The sequence below is a fragment of the uncultured Porphyromonas sp. genome, assembly GCF_902489635.1.
Classification (GTDB): Bacteria; Bacteroidota; Bacteroidia; order Bacteroidales; family Porphyromonadaceae; genus Porphyromonas.
This window is the reverse complement of sequence record NZ_CABUAN010000040.1, coordinates 1-19710: the sequence shown is the minus strand read 5'-3', so window position 1 is coordinate 19710 and position 19710 is coordinate 1. Positions and strand designations below refer to the sequence as shown.

General features: G+C 53.7%; 16 protein-coding genes. 7 read left to right on the top strand and 9 right to left on the bottom strand.

From position 1 onward, the window contains the following. Positions 1-411: 411 nt before the first annotated feature. The 7 genes from pstS to RDM37_RS07385 all read left to right on the top strand — a co-directional run bounded on the left by pstS (position 412) and on the right by RDM37_RS07385 (position 7657). Entirely contained in the window at positions 412-1485 is a 1074-nt protein-coding gene (gene pstS, locus RDM37_RS07415) for a phosphate ABC transporter substrate-binding protein PstS (protein WP_308556347.1), read from the top strand. A 225-nt stretch (positions 1486-1710) separates the two neighbouring features. Further along, the gene (pstC, locus tag RDM37_RS07410; RefSeq protein WP_308556345.1) at positions 1711-2601 is read left to right on the top strand and encodes a phosphate ABC transporter permease subunit PstC; all 891 of its coding nucleotides are present in this window, start codon (positions 1711-1713) and stop codon (positions 2599-2601) included. Positions 2602-2610: 9 nt separating this feature from the next. After that, on the top strand, positions 2611-3489 hold the full coding sequence (gene pstA, locus RDM37_RS07405; protein WP_297114506.1) for a phosphate ABC transporter permease PstA: 879 nt from the start codon (positions 2611-2613) through the stop codon (positions 3487-3489). 23 nt (positions 3490-3512) lie between these two features. After that, positions 3513-4301, top strand: a complete 789-nt coding sequence (gene pstB / locus RDM37_RS07400) for a phosphate ABC transporter ATP-binding protein PstB (RefSeq protein WP_298886917.1) — start codon at positions 3513-3515, stop codon at positions 4299-4301. 73 nt (positions 4302-4374) lie between these two features. Continuing rightward, complete coding sequence (locus RDM37_RS07395) at positions 4375-5112, top strand: phosphate uptake regulator PhoU (RefSeq protein WP_308556343.1); 738 nt, start codon at positions 4375-4377, stop codon at positions 5110-5112. Beyond that, positions 5093-5794 (top strand): response regulator transcription factor, encoded by a 702-nt coding sequence (locus RDM37_RS07390; protein WP_299369892.1) that lies wholly within the window; start codon positions 5093-5095, stop codon positions 5792-5794. Before RDM37_RS07395 ends, RDM37_RS07390 begins: the two co-directional genes overlap by 20 nt. A gap of 42 nt (positions 5795-5836) precedes the next feature. Then, positions 5837-7657 carry a HAMP domain-containing sensor histidine kinase gene (locus tag RDM37_RS07385; RefSeq protein ID WP_308556341.1) on the top strand — a complete coding sequence of 607 codons (1821 nt, stop codon included), beginning with the start codon at positions 5837-5839 and terminating at the stop codon, positions 7655-7657. 297 nt (positions 7658-7954) lie between these two features. Here the strand turns inward: RDM37_RS07385 and RDM37_RS07380 are convergent, their stop codons facing one another. The 9 genes from RDM37_RS07380 to RDM37_RS07340 all read right to left on the bottom strand — a co-directional run bounded on the left by RDM37_RS07380 (position 7955) and on the right by RDM37_RS07340 (position 19389). Then, on the bottom strand, positions 7955-8602 hold the full coding sequence (locus RDM37_RS07380) for a hypothetical protein (protein ID WP_308556339.1): 648 nt from the start codon (positions 8600-8602) through the stop codon (positions 7955-7957). 80 nt (positions 8603-8682) lie between these two features. Continuing rightward, positions 8683-9534, bottom strand: a complete 852-nt coding sequence (gene lipA / locus RDM37_RS07375) for a lipoyl synthase (RefSeq protein ID WP_308556337.1) — start codon at positions 9532-9534, stop codon at positions 8683-8685. A gap of 18 nt (positions 9535-9552) precedes the next feature. Next, the gene (locus RDM37_RS07370) at positions 9553-11718 is read right to left on the bottom strand and encodes a S9 family peptidase (protein ID WP_308556335.1); all 2166 of its coding nucleotides are present in this window, start codon (positions 11716-11718) and stop codon (positions 9553-9555) included. A gap of 114 nt (positions 11719-11832) precedes the next feature. Continuing rightward, on the bottom strand, positions 11833-12270 hold the full coding sequence (locus RDM37_RS07365) for an META domain-containing protein (RefSeq protein ID WP_293965122.1): 438 nt from the start codon (positions 12268-12270) through the stop codon (positions 11833-11835). Positions 12271-12297: 27 nt separating this feature from the next. Beyond that, a complete protein-coding gene (gene murI, locus RDM37_RS07360; protein WP_308556333.1) occupies positions 12298-13143 on the bottom strand; it encodes a glutamate racemase in 846 nt (281 codons plus the stop codon). Between the two features lie 226 nt (positions 13144-13369). Continuing rightward, the gene (gene panB / locus RDM37_RS07355; RefSeq protein WP_299366554.1) at positions 13370-14191 is read right to left on the bottom strand and encodes a 3-methyl-2-oxobutanoate hydroxymethyltransferase; all 822 of its coding nucleotides are present in this window, start codon (positions 14189-14191) and stop codon (positions 13370-13372) included. A 38-nt stretch (positions 14192-14229) separates the two neighbouring features. After that, positions 14230-15750 carry a glutamine-hydrolyzing GMP synthase gene (guaA, locus tag RDM37_RS07350; RefSeq protein ID WP_308556331.1) on the bottom strand — a complete coding sequence of 507 codons (1521 nt, stop codon included), beginning with the start codon at positions 15748-15750 and terminating at the stop codon, positions 14230-14232. Positions 15751-15792: 42 nt separating this feature from the next. Continuing rightward, on the bottom strand, positions 15793-16896 hold the full coding sequence (ychF, locus tag RDM37_RS07345; protein ID WP_308556329.1) for a redox-regulated ATPase YchF: 1104 nt from the start codon (positions 16894-16896) through the stop codon (positions 15793-15795). Between the two features lie 213 nt (positions 16897-17109). Then, positions 17110-19389: a T9SS type A sorting domain-containing protein gene (locus RDM37_RS07340; RefSeq protein WP_308556327.1), complete on the bottom strand. Its 2280-nt coding sequence runs from the start codon at positions 19387-19389 to the stop codon at positions 17110-17112. Between the last annotated feature and the right edge of the window lie 321 nt (positions 19390-19710).

Below are 19710 nucleotides of genomic sequence, written 5' to 3'. Positions count from 1 at the left end.
AAGTTTCATTTGATTCCTCCGAAGAATTTTTTCTTTCCTACCTGGGAAATAAAAAATATCCACCTGGATATTTTGAGATATCCACGTGGAAATCCATTTTCCACGACACGGCGCCGTTTCGATATGTAGTCGGCTCTAAATTATTGTTGCGAGCCAACCTCCAGTAGGAGGCACCCGACTCAAGCAACTCTTATGCGACATCCAGGTAGGGAGTCGACCTTTTCTAATGACAAAAGCACCTTTTCTAATGCAAAAGCACCCCTTCGCTTAACATCTTCACCGCGCCGTAACATTTTCGTCACAGGGGAATAACCCATTGGCCGTAATATTGCAAACGAAAAGGAAGGCCTACCCCGACACGATCGGCGAGAGCCTCCCATTAAGATCGACAACTAACTTACTAATAGAACTATGAATAAGAGTACACTCAAGGCTTTAGTCCTCATTGCCATCGCCCTTATGACTGCCAGCTGTGCCGGCAAAGGTGGTCGGGTGACCGAGCTAGATGCAGCCGGAGCAACCTTCCCACTACCCTTCTATACCGAGGCTTTCAAAGCTTATGAGGCGCAGTCGGGTATACATGTTAATTATGGAGCCGTAGGCAGCGGTGGTGGTATCCGTAGCCTCAAGGACGAAGTGGTGCACTTTGCCGCTACCGATGCTTTTCTATCTGATGCGGAGATGGCCGAGATGCCGCGTCCGGTGGTTCACATACCGACCTGCATGGGAGCTGTCGTCATCGCTTACAACTGTCCTGAGATCTCGCAGCTAAACCTCACGGGAGATATCATCGCCAACATTTATCTAGGCAAGATAACGCGCTGGAACGACCCCGCTATCGCTGCGATCAACCCCAACCAAAAGCTCCCCGACAAGGAAATCTCACCCGTCTATCGCTCCGATGGTAGTGGCACGACGAATGTCTTCAGCGACTATCTGACGAAGGTGAGCACCGACTGGGCTACGCAGGTGGGCACGGGCAAGTCGCTCAAGTGGCCTACCGGTATGGCTGCCAAGGGCAATCCAGGCGTCGCTGGCGTGATCGCACAGACCGATGGCGCGCTCGGATATGTAGGTAGCGAGTACAGCTTCTCCCTAGACATACCGACAGCCATGGTACAGAATCAAGCTGGCAACTTCGTCCTCCCCTCGCTCGAGTCTATCTCTGCAGCGGCTGCTGGCGAGGTAGCACCCGACACCCGTCAGATGATCACCAACTCGTCACACCCAGACGCTTATCCTATAAGCTGTCTCACCTGGCTCATCGCTTACCAGGAGATGCAGTACGACAACCACTCAGAGGCAGAAGCTGTCGAGACGGCTCGTCTACTCAACTGGATGCTGAGCGATGAGGCGCAGGCGATCACTTCGCAGATCCACTTCGCACCGCTATCCGCTGAGATGGTCGCAGCAGCCAAGGCGCAGCTGGCTAAGCTGACCTATGGCGGTAAGCCAATAGACCTAACTAGCACTCCTAAGGAGTAGCCCCCTTATTACACCTGAAAAACAAAAAAGGAGACTGCTACGGTCTCTGTAGCAATCTCCTCACACCCAAAAAAGAACGTCTCTCCTCCCCTCTCAACAGTAGTGCCGTCTGGATAGCTCCGATTAGTTAGTGAGTCGCATCCGACCTGTACCGCTCTCTATTCGGAGGAGAGATGTCTCTTTTACCCTCCCCACCTACTCCTTATAATATAAGCTCTGCCTATAATGTCTACCCTCGTCCGTAAAGCGTCACGCCCTATCGGCGACAAGATCTTCCGCGGTCTACTCACTAGCTCTGGACTTCTCGTGCTACTGATCTGCCTAGCGATGCTGATCAGTCTGATTAGTAACAGTACGGAGGCCTTTAGTGAGTTTGGCTTCTTTCGCTTCATCAGCTCCTCCGAGTGGGACCCCACGGCTGGGCGGGAGCAGTATGGAGCGTTGCCCTTTATCGTGGGGACTGTGGTCACCTCGATACTAGCCTTGATCCTGTGCATCCCCTTCTCGCTACCAGTGGCACTCTTCATCGGGGAGTACTTCAAGGGTAAGCGCGTCGCTGGCGTCATCCGTTCGCTGACGGACCTACTGGCAGGTATCCCCTCGATCGTGTATGGTCTGTGGGGCTTCTACACACTGCGTCCGCTCATTGACATGATCGATGGGCCACAGGGCAATGGCTACGGGATCCTCACTTCGGTGCTGATACTGACCGTCATGATCATCCCCTATGCCTCGTCGCTCACGGCAGAGTTTGTCATGCTCACCCCTAAGTCGCTCAAGGAGGCTGCCTACAGTCTTGGCGCCACCCGCACGGAGGTGATCGGATCGGTCATCCTGCCCAACGCACGGAGCGGTATCGTCGCAGCTTATATCCTCGCTCTGGGACGAGCTCTCGGTGAGACGATGGCGGTAACGATGCTGATCGGTAACACGGACAAAATACCCACATCGCTCTTTGACACGGGACAGAGTATGGCTTCGCTGATCGCTAACCAGTTCAACGAGGCGCACGGACTCAAGCTCAGTTCGCTCATAGCGATCGCTCTAGTCCTCTTCCTCATCACAGCCATCATCAACGGCATTGTGAAGATTATCCTAAACAAGAAACGAGCCTAACCTGAGACCATGGCATCACTCAAAGTAAGACAGGGCTGGGACCGCACGGTCTATCTAGTCAATATCGTACTCGCCTGCATCACCGTCATACCGCTCTTTCTCATCATCGGTAAGATCGTCCTAGAGGGGTACCAACAGATCAACTGGGACTTCTTTACCAAGACGGCACCGACAGCTGTCGAGGCGATGATGGCTAAGCGCGCCAACACGATCGAAGGCTCTCGCACGATACTCCCAGGCGGTATCGCTAATGGTATCGTCGGCACCCTCCTCATGACCCTCGTAGCCTCTATCATTGCTATCCCCATAGGGCTCCTAGGCGGTATCTATCTCTCGGAGAATAGATCCACACGCCTCGCCAATGTAGTGCGCTTCGTCACGGACCTGCTACAAGGCACCCCCTCGATCGTCATCGGTATCATCGTATACGCGTGGGTGGTACTGCCGATGCGAGGCTACTCAGCTCTAGCTGGTGCTGTGGCTCTGGCGATCATGATGCTACCGCTCATCATACGCTCTACCGAGGAGACGCTGGCGCGACTGCCTAAGTCCTTCAAAGAGTCGGCACTTGCTCTCGGATGCTCCTACCGCAAGATGGTCCTCAAGATCCTCCTTCCCTCTGCTATGGGTGGGCTGCTGACAGGCATCCTGCTAGCGGTGAGTCGTATCATCGGCGAGACGGCACCGCTCATCATGACCGCTCTAGGCAGTGCCCGCATATCGTGGACGCTCGACACCCCTTCGTCGGCCGTGCCGCTACTCATCTGGGAGTTTTACAGTGATCCCAACCTTCAGGAGATGATCTGGAGCTCTTCGCTCTTTCTCCTACTCCTAGTGCTCCTTCTAAACTTTATCGCCAAGCGTATCTCCGACCGGACACGCTACTAGTAACTTCTTTTTTTGTCCAAAGCATGACTCCAAACTCTATACAGACGACAACGCCCGAAGTGGTCCTCCAGCTAGACAACGTAAGCATCTGGTACACTCCTGAGAAGAGTGCCGTGACCAATGTCTCTGCGGAGATCTACGACCACGAGATCACCGCCATCATGGGCCCCAGTGGTTGTGGCAAGAGTACCCTGCTACGTGCCATCAATCGTATGCACGAGCTTTACCCTGGCATACGTACCGACGGGCGCATCCTCCTACAGGGAGAGAATATCTTAGAGAAAGACCCGATGGTCGTCCGTCGTATGGCGGGGATGGTCTTCCAGCAGCCGAACCCCTTCCCGACGATGAGCATCGCCGACAATGTGATGGCGGGCTACAAGCTCAACGGCATCAAGGTCTCCAAGGCGCAGCGCGAAGAGATCCTCACCACTTCTCTGCAGTCGGTCGGACTCTGGGAGGAGGTCAAGGACAGACTAGACAAGCGTGGCTCCTTCCTCTCGGGGGGACAGCAACAGCGTCTATGCATCGCTCGTGCCTTGGCACTGCGTCCTCGGCTACTCCTGATGGACGAGCCCACCTCCGCACTAGACCCGATAGCGACCAATCGCATCGAGGAGCTGATCCTAGAGCTCAAGAAGGAGATAGCCATCCTCATCGTCACACATAATATGGGGCAGGCGGCACGCATATCCGACCGCTCGATGTTTATGTATCTCGGTGAGCTGGTCGAGTATGACCGCACCGACAAGATGTTTACCAACCCCAGCGATCAGCGCACCGAGGACTACCTACAGGGCAACTTCGGATAAAACATCGTACCTTAGATCTGCCATACAGACAGACACTCACACGATCAAGTAAAAAACGTAACTGTCACAACCTATGTCACCCAATATGGATCACCACGTCGTCCTGATCAAGGAAGACTTCAACGTACTCAACAAAGTGATCGCTCGCCAAGTAGAGATCATACAGCAGCTCCTCAGCGGGATCGTCGAGCCTGACGACTACGAGCACATCGAGATGAATGAGACGATCATAGATAGCCTAGAGGTCAAGATAAGGAGCGAGGTCATCAACGGGATCGTACTCTACACCCCTCGCGCCTCTGAGGCTAGGCGTATGTTTGCCCTGCACGATATGACCAGCTATCTAGAGCGCATCGGTGATCTGCTGCTCAATGTAGCCAACTTCACCCGTACGATCGACTCTAGCAATGGACTCTACCTCCAGTATGCTGGTACGCTACACGAGATGCTCTCGGAGACTTATCAGATGGTCACCGACGCGGTCACTTCGTTCTTTGCCGGAGACTCTGACCTCTCGCGACGAGTCATCCGTCGAGACACCCATGTAGACGATCTACACTATCAGATCAACGACTCGCTGCCCCAGGCACTCCTAGACGCAGAGCAGACTCCTGATATAGACTCCATACAGGCTTCACTAGCAATCAGTAGCATAGCCTACAATCTGGAGCGCATCGGCGACAATGCGACAAACATCGCCGAGGCGGCTATCTTCCATTCCGAAGGCAAGAACCTACTACACGCTAAGAATCAAAAAGTAGAGATACCCACCGAACAAGAGCTAGATAACTATGGACAAGAAGAAGTTTAGACTACTCCTCGTCGATGATGAGGAGGACCTCCGAGAGATACTCACCTTCAACCTCGCTGGCGAGGGATACCAAGTCTCCACAGCCGCCAACGCTGAGGAGGCACTCAAGATGCCACTCGAGGAGTATCACCTACTCATCCTCGACGTGATGATGCCTGGCATGAGCGGCTTCAAGCTCGCTGAGGTCATACGACGAGACAAGAAGCTCACCACACCCATCATCTTCCTCACTGCCAAGGATACTGAAAACGATCTCCTCACGGGCTTTAACATCGGAGCCGACGACTATATGGCGAAGCCTTTCTCTATCAAAGAGCTACAGGCGCGTGTCCAAGCGGTTCTCATGCGCTCCCTGCAGGGCGGACTAGACTTCGAAGAGAGTCAGATAGAGATTGGCACGCTCCTCATTGACCTAGATACCAAGCAGGTCTTTGTCAATGGCGAGCCTATCGATCTAACCAAGAAGGAGCTCGAGATACTCATCTTACTGGCACGCGACCCCAGCAAGGTCTTCTCACGTGAGGAGATCCTCGACCGCGTGTGGCGAGAGGATGTATTCGTTATGGAGCGCACCATCGACGTACATATCACCCGCATACGCAAGAAGCTACGTGGTAGCGGAGTCAAGATCATCAACCGCTCAGGCTTCGGCTATTGCCTCGTCGAGGAGGAGGCGCAGTAGTTCCCATTTACCTAACACATTCCTATCGTTACCGTCCTAACTATGAGTCAGTACAACTATAAGTCCAAAGTCCTTATCTCCGCAGCCCTGCTCTTTATCCTCTTTGGCGGGATCATCTACTTCGTACAGCGTGCCTCCGAAAAGGAGATCAAGACCAAAGCGCTCGTATCATACCTCGAGCGCACCGCTGACTGTGTCAATCGTTACATAGCAGACTACGAAGCACACCCGCGGGTGCAAGGACAAGACTCACTCTCAGCCTTTAGCAACTGGCCTGATCAGGACGATCTAGGGCACTTCTTATCCTACCTCCCGGACAATCTACGCTTTACGATCATCAACCTAAAGGGTGACGTCTACTTTGACAACGTCACCCAGGGTCCAATCCCTGAGAACCACCTCTCACGCATAGAACTACAGCAGGCCAACCTCAATGGCACAGGCACCTCCAAGCGGTATAGCGAGACGCTCAGAGAGGACTTCTACTACTTTGCCAAGCAGTACCGAGATCAGGGGTACTACATCCGTGTAGCTATACCCTACCATATAGACTATGTCAATTACTTTCACTCCAGTCACTTCTTCCTCCTCCTCATCGTCGGCATTTTCAGTCTAGCACTGCTGGCGGTGGTCTTCTTTACCGACCAATTCTCTCGCTCAGTGCGTAAGCTTCACGACTTTGTAGCGAAGGCGCAGGCTGGTGAGGAGTACGAGTCTGTCACTTTTCCCAAGAGTGAGATCGGAGAGCTAGGAGAGCAGCTCAAGAAGATCTTTAAGATGCTCGAGGAGAGCAAGAGCCGCTATGAGATCGAACGCGAGAAGCTCATACAGCACTTCGCTAGCTCCGACGCTGGCATCTCTTTCTTTAGTGCGGAGAGCAAGTTTATCTATGCCAATAGCCACTTCATACAGAATCTCAACACCCTCGTCGACACCCCCACCTTTATCATCGATGAGCGCATCCTCGACTACCCTGAGCTTTATCAGGTCAAGACGCTTCTAGCCGACCAAGAGGCTCACCCAGGTGCCGCTCCGCGCTCCACACGATACATCATCGACAAGGATGGGTCGCATATAGAGGTGCGCGCCCAGTTCTTCCCAGACAATAGCTTTGAGATCGTCCTGACCAATGTGACCAAGAAGGAAAACGATCGTCGCCTCAAGCACGACATGACCAATAGCATCGCCCACGAGCTACGCACGCCGGTCACTTGCGCCCGTGGTTACCTCGAGACAATACTCAACCAGCCACTCCCTGAGGAGAAGCAGCGCTACTTCATCGAGCGTACGTACAATCAGATGATCCGTCTCTCACAGCTCATCAGCGACGTCTCTATGATCACCAAGCTGGAGGAGGCGAGCGACCTCTACGCCCTGCAGGAGCTCACCCCGTACAGTGTCGTCGAGGAGGTCAAAGCAGCCCTAGAGATCAAGCTACAAGAGGCGCAGATGACCGTCTGCAATCGAATACCCGAGCAGACCACCGTACAGGCCAATCACTCGCTACTCTATGCTGTCTTTGCCAATCTGACGGAGAATAGCATCCGCTACGCTGGCTCTGGCACCACTATAGAGATCGATCAGACGATGGAGGACGAGCACTACTACTACTTCACCTTTGCCGACAACGGCCCTGGCATCCCCGAGAGCGAGAGCCTGGCTAAGATCTTCGACCGCTTCTACCGCATCGATGAGGGTCGCAGTCGTGAGATGGGCGGATCAGGTCTGGGACTCTCCATCGTACGCAATGCTATACGCTTCCACGGCGGTGAGATCTCGGCGAAGAACAGACCCACGGGAGGTCTCGAGTTCTTCTTCTCGCTAGCCAAGAGCACCCCCGACAAGACAGCCCGAGAGCACTAGTTAAGGCGGATCGTTGCGGTCGGCTCTAAGCGACACTCCTCTAGACGAAGGATAGCTTTCCAACCTTGGAAAACAAAGTTTCCAGCCTTGGGGACTTTCTTTCCCAAGGCTGGAAAAAGAAATTTCCTCCCTTGGAAAACTACTTTTCCAGGGGAGGAAACTGTTTGAGAGCTTTACAAGACGATTCCTTCGCCACTGACTCCTATCAGAAGAGCTGCAATAGAGTAGCTCTAGAAGGAGAGCGTCTTGAAGTTGCGGTTCTAGGACCTATTCGAAAGTCGTTCTTGTCGTGAGGCTTTATTTAGGTCCTCTCTGGACGACCTGCATCTCTAGGTAGTAGACTGACTCCTGGAGCTGGGTGCAGTAAATAGAGCCCCACATAGGACCCTCGGGGAACTGGGTCATGTTGTATCCCTCGAAGTTCAGCTGTCCGCTCTTGTAGTTTGATGGTTTCACATGCTCAGTAAAGCCATACAGCGTCAGGATGTCCTTGAGTATCTTAATGTCTTCAGCTGATCCCTCGTGTGCTGCCTTGACGATGTCCTTTTTGAAGATGGGCTTGGTCCAGCAGTCGAAGTAGAAATCTCCATCCTTATAGTGGTAGAAGAGACGCTCGATCAGACGGTTGTCTGTGTAGCCAGTGTCGTTTTTAGGAGCCTCCATGGTGAGCATTCTGTGATCCTCCTCTGTCTCATCTTTGACAAAAACCCAGCCATACTTCTCGTTTGCAGCTACAAGGCTATCACGGGTCTCTTTTTTGGCTAGCTCCTGAGAGAGTACGGGGAGGTAGATAGGCATTATCTTCTTGTCGCTAGAGACTTGCCCAAGATAGCGAGTTGTTGCCTCTTTCTTTTTCTGGTTGGGCTCGCACTCCTTATTGCAGGAGCTGAAGAGCGTGAGTGTGGCTAGAGCTACTAGGAGCACATAGACTGTTTGTTTCATCATAGGATGCTTATTGTTTAGTGTTTTCTTGTATATCGCAAAGTTACTCGTTTTAGACAACAAAGCAACTAATCCGAGCGAAGCTAGAGCAGGTGACGCTCAGCGTGGTAGGAGGAGCGCACCAGAGGACCGCTCTCCACATGGCGAAAGCCTTTGTCTAGAGCTATATTCCGTAGCTCGGCAAAGCGGTCGGGATGCACATACTCCTGCACGGGATAGTGGCGACGAGTGGGCTGGAGGTATTGACCGAGCGTGAGGATGCTACAGTCTATCCGACGCAGATCGTCCATCGTCTCGAGGATCTCCTCCTGCGTCTCTCCGAGACCGAGCATCAGCCCCGTCTTAGCGGGCAGCCCCGCCTCAGCGATCTGTGCCAAGACGGAGAGACTGCAGTCATAAGTAGCTCGGCTACGCACCACGGGGGTGAGCCGTCGCACGGTCTCCATATTGTGCGCCACCACCTCGGGACGCTCCTCTAGGATCGGCGCAATGAGCTCTGCCTGCCCGTCGAAGTCGGGGATCAGCACCTCGACCGTAACGCCAGGGCACAGCTCACGTATCTGTCGTATCGTCTCGACCCAGTGGGCACTCCCCTTGTCGGGCAGGTCATCGCGATCTACACTGGTGACCACCGCATGCTTGAGCCCTAACGCACGGACACTCTCAGCGACGTGACGAGGCTCAGCTGGATCTAGCGGTAGCGGGCGACCCGTCTCTGTATTGCAAAACTTACAAGCTCGCGTACAGACCGCTCCTCCGATCATAAAGGTGGCAGTGCCTCGTGACCAGCACTCGCCCTGATTAGGACAGCGACCGCTCGTGCAGATGGTGTGCAGACAGTGCTTCTGCAGCACCGCACGCGTCTCGTCGTAAGTCACATCGCTACCGAGCTTGATCTTGAGCCACTCAGGCTTACGTATGTGGGGTTGCTTCATCAGCTCTATCGCTAGAAGTTACTTGAGCTTACGATCGAGGAACTCGATGATACGACTGTAGAGGTGCAGCCTGTTGTTGCCTCCGTAGATGCTGTGATCCTTGTCGGTGTAAGTCGCCATCTCAAAGGGGATGTCGGCCTTGACCAACTCAGTGGCTAGACGCATCGTATTTTGCAGATGCACATTATCATCAGCCGTGCCATGGATGACGAGCAGATCGCCATGTAGGTTGTGCGCAATAGAAAGAACTGAGGAAGCTTCGTAGCCCTTGTTGTTGACCTGTGGAGTCGCCATAAAGCGCTCTGTGTAAACCGTGTCGTAAAAGCGCCAATCGGTCACAGGAGCTACAGCCACACCAGCACGAAAGACCTTGCCACGGCAGAGCGACATGAGCGTATTGTACCCACCGAAACTCCAGCCGAAGATAGCAATGCGCTCTCCGTCGATATAGCTAAACTGCTTGGGCAGTGCCTCAGCAGCTGCGATCTGGTCGCTACTCTCGCGCAGACCTAGCTCACGATAGGTGCACTTGCGCCACTCGGTGCCACGGCCACCTGTACCACGTCCGTCCACACAGACGACTACATAGCCAGCCTGAGCTAGGGCGTACTCCCAGCCGATGTAAAACTGATCCAGCACCTCCTGCGAGTCGGGACCACTGTACTGATGCATCACCGTGGGGTAACGCTTGCTCGCGTCAAAGTGTGGCGGGCGAATCATCCAGCCATGGAGCGTGCGCCCGGGAGCTACCTCAATGGTAAAGAACTCTTTGTCGTTGTAGTCATACCCCTTGAGCTTAGCAACCAGCTGGGCGTTGTCTTCGAGCGTACGGATCACCTTGCCCTCCTTTGCCGTGCGGATTGTCGTGATGGTAGGCGTCTTAGCATTGCTATAGCTATTGATGAAGTAACTATAGTCTTGCGTGAAGCTAGCGCGATTGATGCCAGCCTCTCCCGCTAAGACGGTCGTCTTGCCCCGTGGGGTCGTCTTGAGGACTCGTCTCTGGGTAGGCGTCTCGTCGGCAGCCTGGTAGTAGACATTGCCGTCGTTGTCACAGCCGTAGAAGCTGATGATGTCCCAATCACCCTGCGTCAGGCGCTGCTGGAGTGCTCCATTCGTACCATACTTATAGAGCTGCGTAGAGCCGTCCCGCTCGCTCAGCATGACGATGCCATCGGGTACGAAGCGCATGGAGTTGATAAACTCATTGTTGATATATCGCGGATCTTGCTCACGAAGGGTCAGCCGAGGCGTACGGCTCTTCGGATTGATGCGGTACACCTTGAGATCGTTCTGCAGACGATTGAGCGTGACGGCGGCTAGATCGCTACCCCAACCAGTGAAGACGATGCGGGGTATGTAGCCGTCCGCATCGAGTGGTAGCTCCACACGGTCGATGCGCTTGAGCTCAAGGTTGTAGAGATGTAGTGAGACGGTAGAGTTTTGCTCGCCCACCTTCGGATACTTATAGACATAGTCCGTGGGATAGAGATCGTCTCCGTAGATCGGCATCGAGTAAGCCTTCACCTGGCTCTCATCACTGCGCACGAAGGCGAGGAAGTCGCTCTGGGGGCTCCACTCCATCAGGCGTGTCGTGCTAAACTCCTCTTCGTAGACCCAGTCGGTCGATCCGTTGATCACTTCATTGCGCTTACCATCTGTGGTGACCTGTACCTCTGAGTTGAAGTCAAACTTCTTGATGAATATATTATTGTCTCTAACGAAAGCGACCATCCGCCCGTCAGGACTGAAGGTGGGGATCATGATATCCCCCTCAGTGAGCGGCTCACAAAGGTTACGACGCACATCGTAGTGGGTAGCGCGCATCGTGTAGGAGCGTCGATAGATCGGCTTGAGGTCGGTATAGATCAGGATATGATGTCCTGAGGGAGCTATGTCGTAGTCCCAGATCGCCTGGAGATCGCACTCACGAGCAGTCGCAATGTCAAAGAGCGTATCGACAGCCCGTCCCGTAGCGTACTCATACTTGACGATACGCTGGTAGTCATCGCTGATGAGCGTGTAATGCTTGCCATCGGGTAGTGAGCGAAAGCCGTTGCCAGCACCACGAGCAGCAAATGCGCCTGAGGTGACCTCAGGGAGGGTGATCTCTCGCCGCTGCTGGGCAATGAGCGTGAGCGAGCAGAGGAGTATGAGGGTGGTAAAGAGAGTGCGAGTACGCATGGATTAGAGGTTAGAGATTAGAAGTTAGATATTAGAGATTAGAGATTAGAGGTAAGACCATAGCGTAGACCCCGAGAGAGGATCTACGCTATGGTGCTATGTCGTGAGGGAGAGTTACTTGCGCTTGAAGGTTAGGCTAGGCTGTCCCGAGGCGTCGTGCGTAGAGTAAAGCTTGAGCGTGTTCGCTCCATCCATACGAAAGGCTTTAGCCTCCTGTAGAGCTGCTAGGAAGATACGCTCGTACATCATATTGGAGCATGCCATGCGAGTAGCCATCATGTCTCCGACCTTGATACGACCGTCAGTGTAGAGAAAGCACTCACCACCATAGCTATTGCAAGCAGCCCGTCCAGAGATACGTGCTCCGCTGATGCTGATGTTAGCTGTTTGTACCGCATCCTCATTGACCTTGATGCCATCCATGTGGGTGAGCTCCCAAGAGCTGCCGTCGAGCGATGCTAGATTGATCTTGCTGCTGTTCTTACAGGTACCGCAGCTGACGCAGAGTAGAGAGGTCAGCAAGAGTAGTGCTACAAAATAGATTCTCTTCATAGTGATTCGTTTGTTATTGGTTATTCATTAGTATTGTGATAGAGACAGATGCTCTACCGATATGGGTGTATCAAAGAATATAGATGCCGTACGGGAGAAGCGCTCCGTCTGCTCCGTCGTGTAGTAGCGTGTCGTGCCACCGCGTGTGAGCTGAGCCGCCATCTCGGGGTGCCGTACGAGGTACTCCTCGAGAGACTTAGCGACCAGTTCGCCCTGAGCCACCACCTTGATCGAGGGAGTCAGTAGACGCTGTATCTTAGGCATTAGTATCGGATAGTGGGTGCAGCCGAGGATGATCGTATCGATCTTCTCGTCTTTTGCCAAGAGTCGCTCCAGATGCTTGCGCACGAAGAAATCAGTCCCCGGGCTATCGCTCTCGCCCGTCTCCACGATAGGCACCCACAGCGGGCAAGCCTCCTGCACGACCGTCACGTCTGGGTAGAGCTTGTGTATCTCAGCCACATAGCTCTCACTAGAGACGGTACCCTCAGTGGCGAGGATACCCACATGCTTGGTGCCCGTGAGCGTATCGATGCACTCGACCGTCGGGCGGATGATCCCCAGCACACGACGGCGCATCGAGCCTCCGTCGAGCTTGGGCAGATCCTCTTGCTGTATCTGTCGGAGCGCCTTCGCCGAGGCGGTGTTGCAGGCGAGGATGACCAGCGGACAGCCTAGGTCAAAGAGCCGCTCGACCGCCTCTCTCGTAAACTGGTAGACCACACGCATCGACCGCGAGCCATAAGGCGAGCGCGCGTTGTCGCCAAGATACACGAAGTCGTACTGAGGCAGTCGCTCCTGCAGTTTACGCAGGATCGTCAATCCTCCGTACCCTGAGTCAAAAACCCCGATCGGACCCTCTATCTGTTGCATCTGTGTATACTATATATTATAGTGTCTAGCTCTAAAAACGGGAGTCGCTCTCGCAACTCCACTCCAAAGGTACGAAAAAGATGTTAGAGGTTAGAGGTCAGAAGAGACGAGTAACCCACGCGTGGAGAGTGTTGACTTTTGCAACAGTCTCATATAACGAAAGCACCACCAGCCAGTAGGGGTTGGTAGTGCCTTCGCTATATATTATATGTGTAGCCTGTGGCGGCTAGTAAGACTCCTCCTCGTTCGGGAAGTCTTGGCTCTTGACATCCGCTATGTAGTGCTGCACCGCCTCGGTCATGATAGAGCCAATGTCAGCGTAGCGACGCAGGAAGCGCGGACTAAAGCCTTGCGTGATGCCGAGCATGTCGTGCATGACGAGGACTTGTCCGTCTACCCCACCGCCTGCTCCGATGCCAATGACGGGGATCGTTAGCTCAGAGGCGACCTGGGTAGCTAGCGGTGCTGGGATCTTCTCCAGTACGAGCGCAAAGCAGCCTAGCTCCTCGAGGAGATGTGCGTCGGCCAGCAGCTTGTCAGCCTCCGCCTGCTCCTTGGCACGTACGGCGTAAGAACCAAACTTATTGATCGACTGAGGCGTGAGCCCGAGGTGCCCCATGATCGGGATACCAGCCGAGAGGATACGCTCTACCGACTCACGGATCTCGCTACCGCCCTCTATCTTGATCGCATCAGCGTGGGTGATCTTCATCACTTTGATCGCACTCTCTAGAGCGATCTTCGAGTTGCCCTGATAAGAGCCGAAGGGGAGGTCAACGACGACCAGCGCACGCTGCACCGCTTTCATCACGCTCTTGCCGTGATATATCATCTGGTCGAGCGTGATAGGTAGCGTAGTCACATTACCCGCCATCACATTACTGGCAGAGTCGCCTACGAGAATCACATCCATGCCGGCAGCATCGATGATCTGTGCTGCTGAGTAGTCGTAAGCGGTGAGCATGGAGATCTTCTCCCCACGCTCTTTCATCTCGAGTAGTCGTCGGGTGGTTACCTTGCGACTATCGGTAGCTTGATAAGTGGACATATTGATTTAGATATTAAATAGATAGACTGAGCGAAGCGTTACTCCCACTCAATCGTTGCGGGTGGCTTTGACGACACATCGTAGCAGACGCGATTGACGCCACGCACCTTGTTTATGATTTCGTTAGAGACCTCTGCGAGGAAGTCGTACGGCAGCCGAGCCCAGTCAGCACTCATCGCATCGACACTCGTCACGGCACGTAGTGCCACCGTGTACTCATAGGTACGCTCGTCACCCATGACGCCTACGCTCTGCACCGGCAGTAGGATAGCTCCCGCCTGCCACACCTCGTCGTAGAGGTTGTACTTGCGGAGCATGTCGGTGTATATCTTGTCAGCCTGCTGGAGGATAGCAACCTTCTCGGGAGTCACCTCGCCCAGCACACGAATGCCCAGACCAGGACCTGGGAAGGGATGACGAAAGATCATGTGTCGTGGCATAGCGAGTGCCAAGCCGACACGACGCACCTCATCCTTAAAGAGATGCTTCAGCGGCTCCACCAGCTTCAGGTGCATACGCTCAGGCAGTCCGCCCACGTTGTGGTGGCTCTTGATCACCTTGCCCGTGATGTTGATAGACTCGATGATGTCCGGGTAAATAGTTCCCTGTCCCAGCCAACGAGCCTGCGGAAGCTTCTTAGCCTCAGCCTCAAAGACCTCGATGAAGTCCCGGCCGATCACCTTACGCTTAGCCTCCGGATCACGAACGCCTGCTAGGTCGCCGAGGAACTTCGCACTCGCGTCGACCTTGATACAGCCCAGCCCGAGAGCCTTGTAGTCTGCCAAGATCTGCTCCGCCTCGCCTAGTCGCATCAGCCCATGATCCACAAAGATGCAGGTGAGCTGATCACCGATAGCACGATGTAGGAGGACCGCTGCGACCGAACTGTCCACGCCTCCGCTGAGCGCCATGATGACCTGCTCGTCACCTACCTGCGCCCGGATCGAAGCGATGCTGCTCTCAATGAAAGACTCGGACGACCACGCGCCCTTGATGCCACAGAGCGTGACGAAGTTGTCGAGGAGCTTCGTACCCTCCTCACTGTGATGTATCTCTGGGTGAAACTGTACACCCCACGTCTCCTCACCCTCTATCCTATAAGCGGCATACTGCACCGAGGGCGTCGAGGCGATCACCTTAAAGCCCTCAGGAAGACGGGTGATCGTGTCCCCGTGCGACATCCAGACCGTGTGCTGTGGCGAGAGCCCCGCGAGTAGCGGGTCGTCCTTGTCCACCAGTTGTAGCGTAGAGGCTCCGTACTCACGAGTATTGGAGTTCTCCACTGAGCCTCCGCTCTGATGCACCATCAACTGCGCTCCATAGCAGATACCCAAGATCGGTAGTCGTCCACGGATGGCTGCTATGTCTGCGGTAAAAGCCTCCTCAGCATAGACCGAGTAAGGGCTTCCCGAGAGGATGATGCCACGAACGCCCGTCAGGTCTGTCGGGATCTTGTTGTAAGGGACTATCTCGCAGTAAGTGTTGAGGTCTCTCAGACGACGGCCTATGAGCTGTGTGGTCTGCGACCCAAAGTCTGCGATAATTATTTTGTCCGGCATAGGTTGATTCTATTTCGGTGTTAATACTTTGTACTAGAGGTGCTATACGTTGAAGCGGAAGTGCATGATGTCGCCGTCCTGCACGACGTAGTCCTTGCCCTCGACCGCCATACGGCCAGCCTCCTTGACAGCCGTCTCAGAGCCGTAGTGCACGTAGTCCTCATACTTGATCACCTCAGCACGTATGAAGCCACGCTCGAAGTCGGTGTGTATGATACCCGCACACTGAGGAGCCTTGCTTCCCTTGACAAAAGTCCAGGCACGGCACTCATCAGCACCAGCCGTAAAGAAGGTCTCGAGGTTGAGCAACTTGTAGGCAGCACGGATCAAGCGGTTGACGCCCGTCTCCTCCAGCCCTAGCTCCTGTAGGAAGAGCTGACGCTCCTCATACTCCTCCAGCTCTGCTATCTCGCTCTCGATATGCGCCGATACGACCAGTAGCTCCGCATCCTCGTGAGCGATAGCCTGGCGAACGGCCTCCACATAAGCATTACCCGTGGCGGCACTTGCCTCGTCGACATTGCAGACGTAGAGAACGGGCTTAGCCGTTAGGAGGAAAAGGTCTCGCAGCGCCTGCTCTTCGTCCTTGTTTTCCGGCGTCACCGAGCGCGCGTTAAGCCCTTGCAGTAGTGCCTCCTCAATACGCTTGAGAAGTGCCACTCGGATCTTCGCCTGCTTGTCGCCACCCGTCTGAGCCTGTCGCTCGGATTTCTTGAGCTGCGTCTGCACCGTTTCCAAATCCTTGAGCTGTAGCTCCGTGTCGATGATCTCCTTGTCCCGTACTGGATCTATGGAGCCATCAACATGGGTAATGTTGTCATCGTCAAAGCAGCGCAGCAAGTGTATGATCGCATCAGTCTCGCGGATGTTGGAGAGGAACTTATTGCCCAGCCCCTCGCCTTGGCTAGCACCCTTGACCAGTCCTGCTATGTCGACAATCTCTACCGTAGCAGGCACCGTCCGCTTAGGGTGCTCCATCTCGACCAACTTGTTGAGACGCTCATCTGGCACGGTGATAACCCCGACGTTGGGTTCGATCGTGCAGAAGGGGAAGTTGGCCGACTGCGCCTTAGCGTTCGACAAGCAGTTAAACAAAGTGGACTTACCGACGTTGGGTAGTCCTACGATACCGCACTGTAGCGACATATATTATAGGGATAAGTATACAACGTGACGAAGCCTCGCTCTCGTGTCAGCTCGGCTCTCCTGCAAAGGTACTAATTATCTTGCTGTCGGAGGGTTTAGAAATTAGAGGTTAGAAGTTAGAAGTTAGAGGTTAGAGATTAGACTCTAGAAGCACTAGCCCTTCTAACCTCTAATCAAAAAGGGGCGAACCGTCGTTCGCCCCCTTTTTTGATTCTATCGTCTTACCACCACTCGGTAAGTCTCGCCCGCTACGCAGACTAGGTAAACCCCGTCCGCATAGGGTGTCAGGTCAATCTGCAGCGTGCCTCGACCATCGGCACGACCCGCATAGAGCCGTTCGCCCGTCATGCTGTGCAGCGTCACCTCGCTGGCAGCCGCTACACCCTCCACGATGACATAGTCAGTCGCTGGATTCGGGTAGAGCTGGGTCTGCTGCGTGATGGTCGTCTCCACGCCCGTGTGATTCTCAAAGGTCGCCTTGACAGTTACATTGTCCCTCACGACCACCTTCTTCGTCGTAAGGATATCCGCACTATTAGCGGTGAGAGCCGTCAGCTTGTAGCCAGTAGCGGGTATAGCTTCTATGGTCAGCTCTGTGCCGTAGGCAACTGTATTAAGGTTGCTAGCACCTGTGATAGTGACGGTGCCTCCGCGAGTTGACTCATCAGTTACAACAAAAGTAGGCTTATCTGCTCCTGTATAGTCGTACCATATATCGCGATAACGATCCCGCCTGAACTGAGTATTCCAGCCTTTAGCTTTGGCGATCTCTACATGGTCCGAGAGGCAAACGTTTCCTTCACGCTCACTCGTCTCATTAAACACTCTAAAGAGTCCTACCTCTTTACCTTGTAAGTCTGGCAAACTATTGACCAGCTTAGTCATCTTGCGCTCCTTAATCTGATTGATATCACAAATCAGTGAGTCGATGCTAGGACTGTTTGATAGATCTATTTCTCTTAGGAGGTTGTCACTGCAGTTAAGCGTTGTCAAACCTCTCTGATCTGACAGGTCTAAGCTAGTCAGCTGGTTTCTGGAGCAGTTAAGCTCTGTCAAAGAAGTACAGCCAGACAAGTCCAAGCTGCTCACATAATTTATGCTACAGTCCAGCTTGGTCAGTGAAGCACAGCCCGATACCTTCAGGCTGCTCAGCATATTGTTGTTGCACTCAAGCGTCGTCAGGGAAGTACAGCCTGAGACATCCAAGCTGGTCAATCTCTCAAGCTTCCAGTCGAACTCTTTGAGCGATCTACAGTTAGAGAGATTTATACTCGTCAGCGGATTCACATTGCAGTGAAGGATTGTCAAGGCGGTACAGCCCGACGCGTCCAAACTGGTCAGTTGACTTCTAGAGCAGTAAAGCTCTGCCAAGGCGGTACATCCCGAAAGATTTAAGCTAGTCAGCTGGCCCCAACCACAACTTAGCTTGGTCAAGGCCGTACAGCCCGATACGTCTAAGCTAGTCAAGTTGCCTTCGCGCCAAGTAAACTCCGTTAGCGATGTACAGTTGGATAGATTTAGATTTGTTAGCGGATTCCTAGTGCAGTCCAGCTTGGTCAAGGCCGTACAGCCCGAGAGATCTAGGCTGGTCAGCTGATTGCTAGAGCATTTAAGCTCTGTCAGTGCGGTACAGCCAGACACATTCAAGCGAGTTAACTTACCACTGGTCACAGACAACTTCTTTAACGATCTACAGTTAGAGAGATCTACACTTACCAGCGGATTTCTAGTGCAGTCAAGCCATGTCAAGGCCGTACAGCCTGACACGTTCAAGGTGGTTAGCTGATTACTATTGCAGGCAAGCCCTGTCAAGGTGGTACAGCCTGACACGTTCAAGGTGGTTAGCTGATTGCTTTGGCAGGCAAGCGTTGTCAAGGAGGGACAGCTTGACACGTCCATACTGGTCAACTGATTATAATTGCAGTTAAGCGTTGTCAAGGAGAGACAGCTTGACACATCCAAGCTGGTCAACTGATTGGTTTCGCAATTGAGCGTTGTCAAGGAAGGCACGTTTGACAAGTCTAGGCTAGTTAGCTGATTCCACTGGCACTCAAGCTTTATCAAGGCTGTACAGCCCGAGACGTTCAAGCTGGTCAGCTCATTCAGGAAACATCTGAGCTCTGTCAAAGCGGTAGAACCCGATACATCCAAGCTAGTCAGTGGGTTTTTCTGGCAGTGAATAGTGGTCAAAGAGGTACAGCCCGACAGCTTCAAGCTGTCCAACTTATTGAAGGCGCAGTCAAGCGTAGTCACATCGCCTCTTATGACGACCGTCTGGCTAGTGAGTGTATAGGATCTCTTAAACTCGTCTATCCGAGGAGCCTCTTGAACTCCCTCAATGGTGACATTACCTTTCGCCTCGATGCCCAGTCCGATTTTCTCTCCGACAGCCTTGGAGGTGGTCATGGTGATGACGCCTTCGGCGGGGAGCGTGGTGGAGGAGAGGAGCGTGGCTAGAAGAGCGAAGAGCCAGATGCAGAGTTGTTTGCTCATAGCATAGCTAGAGATTAGATGTTAGAAGTAGGGGGGAGCGGTGAGGGCTCTGCCGTGTGAGTTGTATCTTCTGCGAAGTTATACCTTTATTTCGAGTTGAGCAAGGGTTTAGAGGTTAGAGATTAGAAGTTAGAGGAGACAAGTAACCCTGTGTAGGGACGCTCGGGTGTGTCTAGTGGGAGGGCGTCCGTCCCCGTCAAAGGTTACAGCGTCAAAATCGTTCGACAACGGACGCACGACCGTGCGTCCCTACAGGAGTCGTCTTGTCGTTCGACAACGGACGCACGACCGTGCGTCCCTACAGGAGTCGTCTTGTCGTTC

What these genes read in the sequence shown, in the direction of transcription:
- pstS (WP_308556347.1), top strand. Translation starts at nt 412, where the DNA reads ATGAATAAGAGTACACTCAAGGCTTTAGTCCTCATTGCCATCGCCCTT.
- pstC (WP_308556345.1), top strand. Translation starts at nt 1,711, where the DNA reads ATGTCTACCCTCGTCCGTAAAGCGTCACGCCCTATCGGCGACAAGATC.
- pstA (WP_297114506.1), top strand. Translation starts at nt 2,611, where the DNA reads ATGGCATCACTCAAAGTAAGACAGGGCTGGGACCGCACGGTCTATCTA.
- pstB (WP_298886917.1), top strand. Translation starts at nt 3,513, where the DNA reads ATGACTCCAAACTCTATACAGACGACAACGCCCGAAGTGGTCCTCCAG.
- RDM37_RS07395 (WP_308556343.1), top strand. Translation starts at nt 4,375, where the DNA reads ATGTCACCCAATATGGATCACCACGTCGTCCTGATCAAGGAAGACTTC.
- RDM37_RS07390 (WP_299369892.1), top strand. Translation starts at nt 5,093, where the DNA reads ATGGACAAGAAGAAGTTTAGACTACTCCTCGTCGATGATGAGGAGGAC.
- RDM37_RS07385 (WP_308556341.1), top strand. Translation starts at nt 5,837, where the DNA reads ATGAGTCAGTACAACTATAAGTCCAAAGTCCTTATCTCCGCAGCCCTG.
- RDM37_RS07380 (WP_308556339.1), bottom strand. Translation starts at nt 8,602, where the DNA reads ATGATGAAACAAACAGTCTATGTGCTCCTAGTAGCTCTAGCCACACTC.
- lipA (WP_308556337.1), bottom strand. Translation starts at nt 9,534, where the DNA reads ATGAAGCAACCCCACATACGTAAGCCTGAGTGGCTCAAGATCAAGCTC.
- RDM37_RS07370 (WP_308556335.1), bottom strand. Translation starts at nt 11,718, where the DNA reads ATGCGTACTCGCACTCTCTTTACCACCCTCATACTCCTCTGCTCGCTC.
- RDM37_RS07365 (WP_293965122.1), bottom strand. Translation starts at nt 12,270, where the DNA reads ATGAAGAGAATCTATTTTGTAGCACTACTCTTGCTGACCTCTCTACTC.
- murI (WP_308556333.1), bottom strand. Translation starts at nt 13,143, where the DNA reads ATGCAACAGATAGAGGGTCCGATCGGGGTTTTTGACTCAGGGTACGGA.
- panB (WP_299366554.1), bottom strand. Translation starts at nt 14,191, where the DNA reads ATGTCCACTTATCAAGCTACCGATAGTCGCAAGGTAACCACCCGACGA.
- guaA (WP_308556331.1), bottom strand. Translation starts at nt 15,750, where the DNA reads ATGCCGGACAAAATAATTATCGCAGACTTTGGGTCGCAGACCACACAG.
- ychF (WP_308556329.1), bottom strand. Translation starts at nt 16,896, where the DNA reads ATGTCGCTACAGTGCGGTATCGTAGGACTACCCAACGTCGGTAAGTCC.
- RDM37_RS07340 (WP_308556327.1), bottom strand. Translation starts at nt 19,389, where the DNA reads ATGAGCAAACAACTCTGCATCTGGCTCTTCGCTCTTCTAGCCACGCTC.